The 6,140-nt window shown below is 56.2% G+C and carries 4 protein-coding genes and 1 pseudogene; 4 read left to right on the top strand and 1 reads right to left on the bottom strand.

Features of this window, described 5'->3' with window-relative positions:
- From ACILQA_RS09230 to ACILQA_RS09215, 4 genes and pseudogenes are all read left to right on the top strand, one after another.
- Positions 1-2,205 (top strand): annotated as a pseudogene (locus ACILQA_RS09230) (DNA-directed RNA polymerase subunit beta'); the annotation flags it as partial.
- A gap of 140 nt (positions 2,206-2,345) precedes the next feature.
- Positions 2,346-3,623 (top strand): efflux RND transporter periplasmic adaptor subunit, encoded by a 1,278-nt coding sequence (locus tag ACILQA_RS09225; RefSeq protein WP_395629434.1) that lies wholly within the window; start codon positions 2,346-2,348, stop codon positions 3,621-3,623.
- Positions 3,604-4,317, top strand: coding sequence for an ABC transporter ATP-binding protein (locus tag ACILQA_RS09220; protein WP_395629433.1), 714 nt, complete (start codon positions 3,604-3,606; stop codon positions 4,315-4,317). Before ACILQA_RS09225 ends, ACILQA_RS09220 begins: the two co-directional genes overlap by 20 nt.
- Entirely contained in the window at positions 4,314-5,564 is a 1,251-nt protein-coding gene (locus tag ACILQA_RS09215) for an ABC transporter permease (protein ID WP_395629432.1), read from the top strand. The genes ACILQA_RS09220 and ACILQA_RS09215 overlap by 4 nt, the downstream gene beginning before the upstream one ends.
- Here the strand turns inward: ACILQA_RS09215 and ACILQA_RS09210 are convergent.
- A partial coding sequence (locus ACILQA_RS09210; RefSeq protein ID WP_395629431.1) for a hypothetical protein occupies positions 5,565-6,140 on the bottom strand: 576 nt, incomplete at its 5' end. It abuts the gene before it with no gap.

The raw sequence follows: 6,140 nt of genomic DNA, 5'->3' as shown, positions 1-6,140 counted from the left end.
GCCAACGCCATGATGGACAAGCTGAAGGCATCGCCAACCGACGAGCATGGCCGTGAATTGCCAGTCAACTCGGTGTACATGATGAGCCACTCCGGTGCGCGTGGTTCGCCAGCGCAGATGAAGCAGCTTGCCGGTATGCGCGGTCTGATGGCCAAGCCTTCGGGCGAGATCATCGAAACGCCGATCATTTCGAACTTTAAGGAAGGTCTGACCGTTCTCGAGTATTTCAACTCGACCCACGGTGCCCGTAAGGGTCTGGCCGATACCGCACTGAAGACTGCAAACTCAGGTTACCTGACACGCCGTCTGGTCGACGTATCGCAAGATTGCACCATCGTTGAAGTCGATTGCGGAACCCAGCGCGCGCTGGAAATGCGTTCGATCGTTCAGGGTGGTTCGACCATCGCCTCACTTGGTGAGCGTGTCCTTGGCCGTACCACGGCAGAAGACATCCTTGGCCTTGATGGCAAGGTGCTGATCCCTGCTGGAACTTTGCTCGACGAGGCAATGGTTGCTGCCATGGAAGAAACCGGCCTTCAGGCCCTTAAGATCCGTTCACCGCTGGTGTGCGAATCCAAGGTTGGTGTTTGCGGTACCTGCTACGGTCGTGACCTTGCACGCGGTACGCCAGTCAACATCGGTGAAGCTGTCGGCGTGATCGCGGCACAGTCCATCGGTGAGCCTGGAACCCAGCTGACAATGCGTACCTTCCACATCGGTGGTGCGGCGCAGTTGAACGAACAGTCGAACCTTGATGCAACCGCAGCGGGTAAGGTCATGTATCGCGATCTGCCAACCATCGTCGACAAGCGTAAGAAGCGTCTGGCGATGGCCCGTAACGGTGAACTTGTCATCGTCGACAAGGATGGCCGCGAGATGGAAATTCACCGTCTGCCTTATGGTGCGACGTTGGCATTCCCGGATGGTGCGGAGGTCAATGTTGGTGATCGTCTGGCTGAATGGGATCCATTCACCATGCCCATCATCACCGAAAAGTCGGGTATTGTTAAATATCAGGACCTGATCGATGGCAAGACGCTGACCGAGCAAACCGACGAAGCAACGGGTATCGCCCAGCGCGTCGTTATCGAAGATCGTGCCGGCAGCCGCACCAAGAAGGAAGACCTCCGCCCACGCATTACCTTGCTGGATGACGATAGCGGTGAAGCTGCGCGTTATCTGCTCGGCGTTGGTACGATGCTGTCGGTTGAAGACGGTGCCATGGTTCAGGCAGGCGATGTTATCGCGCGTGTGACCCGTGAATCTGCTAAGACCCGCGACATCACCGGTGGTCTGCCACGCGTTGCCGAATTGTTCGAAGCACGTATTCCGAAGGATAACGCAATCATTGCGAAGATTTCGGGCCGCGTTGAATTCGTCCGTGACTATAAGGCGAAGCGGAAGATCGCGATTGTTCCGGAAGAAGGCGAACGCATTGAGTATCTGATCCAAAAGTCGAAGGTACTTGATGTTCAGGAAGGCGATTTCGTTCGTAAGGGCGATAACCTGATTGCTGGTTCGCCGAACCCGCATGACATCCTTGAAGTCATGGGCATCGAAGCATTGGCTGAATATCTGGTTGCGGAAATTCAGGAAGTGTATCGTTTGCAGGGCGTGAAGATCAACGACAAGCACATCGAAACGATCGTTCGTCAGATGTTGCAAAAGGTTGAAATCACATTCGGTGGCGACACAACCTTGCTTCCCGGTGAACAGGTTGACCGCGAAGAAATGGACGCAATCAATGCGAAGCTATCCAAGGGTCAGGCGCCTGCAACCGGTAACCCCGTATTGCTCGGCATCACCAAGGCTTCGTTGCAGACACGTTCGTTCATCTCGGCAGCTTCCTTCCAAGAAACCACACGCGTCCTCACACAGGCCGCAGTGGAAGGTAAGAAGGACATCCTGACCGGTCTGAAGGAAAACGTCATCGTTGGTCGCCTGATCCCTGCGGGTACTGGTTCTGCCATGAACCGCATGCGGATTGCCGCGACAAGCCGCGACGTTGCGCTTCGTGCCAGCTACAAGAAGCTTCAGGAAAGCCTGATTGCGCCTGAGACAGCGGCTGAAGAGCATGCGGCCGAATTGGCACAGGGTTCTGAAGCAGCCATCGGCGACGATGTGTTGGCAAAGGTGATTTCAGATGATCTGACCACCACTGACGCAGCCATCGATGATGTTGTGGATAGCGGCGAAGAAGAATAAGCTTCGCCTCCTTTAAGGATTAACAAAAGCCCGCTGGAAGCAATTCCGGCGGGCTTTTTGCTGTGTTACATGAATAAATCACTAGCCTAATCATTGCGCACTACATATACAGGGCTAGAAGACAATTGAGGACAGGTCGGATGTTTGAAACAATACGGGCTTGGGTGAAACGGCACCGCGTCTGGTCAGCGATTATCGCGCTTGTACTGCTATTCATTCTCTACCGCATCGTTCGTCCTACCCCGCATGACTATGAATATGTCAGCGAGACCGTCACGCGCGGCGAAGTTCTGCGCAAGGTTTCGGCCAGCGGCAAAATTCGTGCGCTGAACACAATCAAGGTCGGTACCGAGGTGTCGGGCCAAGTCACCAAGGTCTACGTCGATTTCAATTCGCCCGTGAAGGCAGGCCAAGTCCTCGCCGAGATCGATTCAACCCGCGTGCGTGCGCGCGTGCAGCAGTCCGAAGCACAAGTTGCGTTGGCCCGCGCCGGTTTGCAGCAAACGGTTGCCAATGTCGCCCGTGCGCGGTCGGAGCTTGAGATACAAGAACGCGATTTTGCGCGGCAACGGGCGTTGGCCGAGCGCGGCTTTGTTTCAAAGGCAGGCCTCGACATCGCGCAAAGCAAGCTTAACAGCGCGCGCAACGCCTTGCAGGTTGCGCTGGCGCAAACGCAAAGCGGCAATGCGCAGATCAGCCAAGGCACTGCGGAGCTTTCGTCAGCACGGCTCGACCTGAACCGCACCGTGATTGTGGCGCCCGCCAGCGGGGTCATCATCAATAAACTTGTTGAACCGGGCACCACCGTCGCCGCCAGTTTCCAGACGCCAAACCTGTTCGAAATCGCGGCCGACACCACCAAGATGCAGGTCGAAGCATCGGTTGACGAAGCAGACATTGGCCAAATTGTCGAAGGCCAAGATGTGACCTTCACCGTCGACAGTTACCCCAATGATATATTTCGCGCCAAAGTGCGGCAGGTCCGCCAAGCGCCCGTCGAAACGCAGAATGTCGTAAGCTATCTCGTCATCATCGACGTGGACAATAAAGATGGCAAATTGCTGCCCGGAATGACCGCGAATGTAGAAATCATCACTGGCGCAAAGGCCAATGTGTTGCGCGTGCCAACCAACGCGCTTCGCTTCCGTCCCAAATTGGCCGACCGGGGCGAACCGAAAGAAGAAACACCCGGGGCGCCTGCAAAAAAGGAAACACCCCGGCCGACATTGTATCTGGCGGGAACCGATCTGTATCGACCGGTACGGAAACAGGTTCAGATCGGCTTACAAGGCGATGATTATACGGAAGTGACTTCGGGTATCAAAGCGGGCGACAAAGTTCTCATCCGTACAAAATCCCTGAAGCCAAAGGCCCAAACCGACGACAATGCGGACGAAGATGACAGCGCCGCTTCTTGAAACGCATGATCTGGTCAAAGATTATGTGATCGGCGGCGAGGTTCTGCACGCCGTCAACGGCGTTTCGCTGAGCATAAAACGTGGTGAGTTCGTTGCGATTATGGGTGCCAGCGGATCGGGCAAATCGACGTTCATGAATATGATCGGTTGTCTGGATGTCCCAACGTCCGGAACCTTGTTACTCGACGGCATTGATACAAAGACGCTCGACAGCGACGCATTGGCTGAAATCCGCAACCGCAAAATTGGCTTTGTGTTTCAACAGTTCAACCTGCTCGCCCGCACGAGCGCGCTGGACAATGTGGCGGTGCCGCTCATTTACGCTGGCCTTGGCTATACCGAACGCCGGGAGCGTGCGCAGGCGAAGCTTGAGGCGATGGGGCTTGGTAACCGTTTGCAGAACACCCCTGCCAAGCTGTCCGGTGGCCAGCAACAGCGCGTTGCCATCGCCCGTGCGTTGGTCACCGATCCGCTCATGCTGCTTGCTGACGAACCAACAGGCGCGCTGGATACCCAGACATCGCTCGATATCATGGGTATTTTCCAGAAACTGAACGACGAAGGCATCACGCTCATCGTGGTTACCCATGAGCCCGACATTGCCGAATATGCCGAACGGCGGATTGTCTTTCGCGACGGGCGGGTCATTGAAGACGCTGCGGTCAAATCGCGACGCCGCGCGTTTGCCGGATGAATAATCTGCTGAACTCCATCGCTGGCTGGGGCGTCAATATCGCAATTGCGATGACGGCGCTGCGCACCAATTTGATGCGCTCCATCCTCACCACGCTTGGCGTGATGATCGGGGTTTTCTCCGTCATCTTGGCGGTAGCCGTGGGCAATGGTGCACAGGTTTCGGTGACGCAGCAGATCGCAACTTTAGGTTCAAATATGGCCATCGTCGTGCCGCAGCCCGACAGCGGCAGCGGCCCGCCGCGCTCCACAGACCGCGGCCGCTTAACCGAGCGCGATGGGCGCGCCATTTTACGTCAGGTATCGGGCGTGAGCGCTGTTGCACCCCAGATCCGCAGCAGCGTCCAACTGGTCACACCGGGCCGCAGCGCCACCACACAAGCGACTGGTGCCACACCTGAATATGGCATTGTGTCCAACGTCACCGCGTCCGAAGGCCGTTTTCTGACCGATGGCGATGTCGGTGCGGCGGCACGTGTTGTTGTGATCGGACAGACGGTTGCGGACAAGCTGTTCGCAGATGCAAATCCTGTGGGCGAAACCGTGCGCATCAATCGCGTTCCCTTTAAGGTCATCGGTTTGCTCGAAAGCAAGGGCAGCAATTTGGGTAATGACAATGACGACCAAATTGTCGTGCCCATCACGACGCTGCGTCAGCGGCTGCAGACCACGGCGATGCAGGGGCCTGACGATGTGACACTGCTGTTTGTCGGTTTCGAGGACGAAGATTCGCTGCTCGCGGGGCAGCAGGACATCAAACGTATGTTACGCGACCGCTACCGCGTACCCAAAGGAAGAATTAGCCCGTTCACTGTGCGCACAACAACGGAAATCGCCGAGACGACCGGTCAAGTAACCCAGATTTTTCAGGCCGTTTTGGTCGCGATAGCATCCATATCGTTGCTGGTGGGCGGCATCGGTATCATGAACATCATGCTGGTCAGCGTTACCGAACGCACGCGGGAAATTGGCCTTCGCATGGCGCTAGGCGCAAAGCGCAGCGACATCCGTAACCAGTTCCTCGTTGAAGCCGCTGTGCTATGCGTCATTGGCGGCGCTATCGGCCTGACATTGGCGGTCCTCGCTGCAGCCGTTTTTCAGCAAGTGGCCGACTTTCCAGCCCCCGTCGGGTTGGACACGGCATTAATGTCTGTCGCGTTTTCCGCAATCATCGGCATCCTATTCGGCGGCTACCCCGCCATCAGGGCATCGCGTCTTTCGCCGATTGAAGCGTTGCGCAGCGAATAATCAGAATTTCCCGGACAACGTCAATTGAAGCAGCGGGTCGAGGGTGCGTTTCCGGTTCACGATCTGATCGAGCCCTCCCGATGCCCGCGATCCCGCATAAATAAACCGGTCACGATGGAAACCCGCCATGTCGGTCACTTGGAAACGCAGTGTCCCTAGGCTGAACTTGCTATATTCGATAAATAGCGTCGATTGTGTGCCCTCATGCTGGCGTCTGATCTCGTTGAAGAAATAGGCGAAATTCGGTTCCTGAACGCTGAAGGATGCACCGAAGACAAGGCCAAGGTCGGCCATATCATAACGGATATCCCATTGTTGGTGCCACAATGGACGGTGGGACATGCGGCGGTTCAGGCCAGTGACGGGGTCGGTCACTTTGCTACCGTGATAATGGCCAATATATTTCGCTTCGATGCCCGCGAACCCAATGGGGTGCGTCAGCCAATCCAGCGGTAATGTTACCTCCAGCTCGGCATTCCATCGCTCGCTTTTGCCGATGTTCCCGGTGCCATCAAATTGCGCAGTAATCGCTCCATTGCTGTCACGGATAGTGATGGGCACAAGATCCTGGGTATC

This window comes from Sphingorhabdus sp., assembly GCF_044239005.1.
Lineage (GTDB): Bacteria > Pseudomonadota > Alphaproteobacteria > Sphingomonadales > Sphingomonadaceae > Sphingorhabdus_B.
This window is presented reverse-complemented; position numbering and strand designations above follow the sequence as displayed.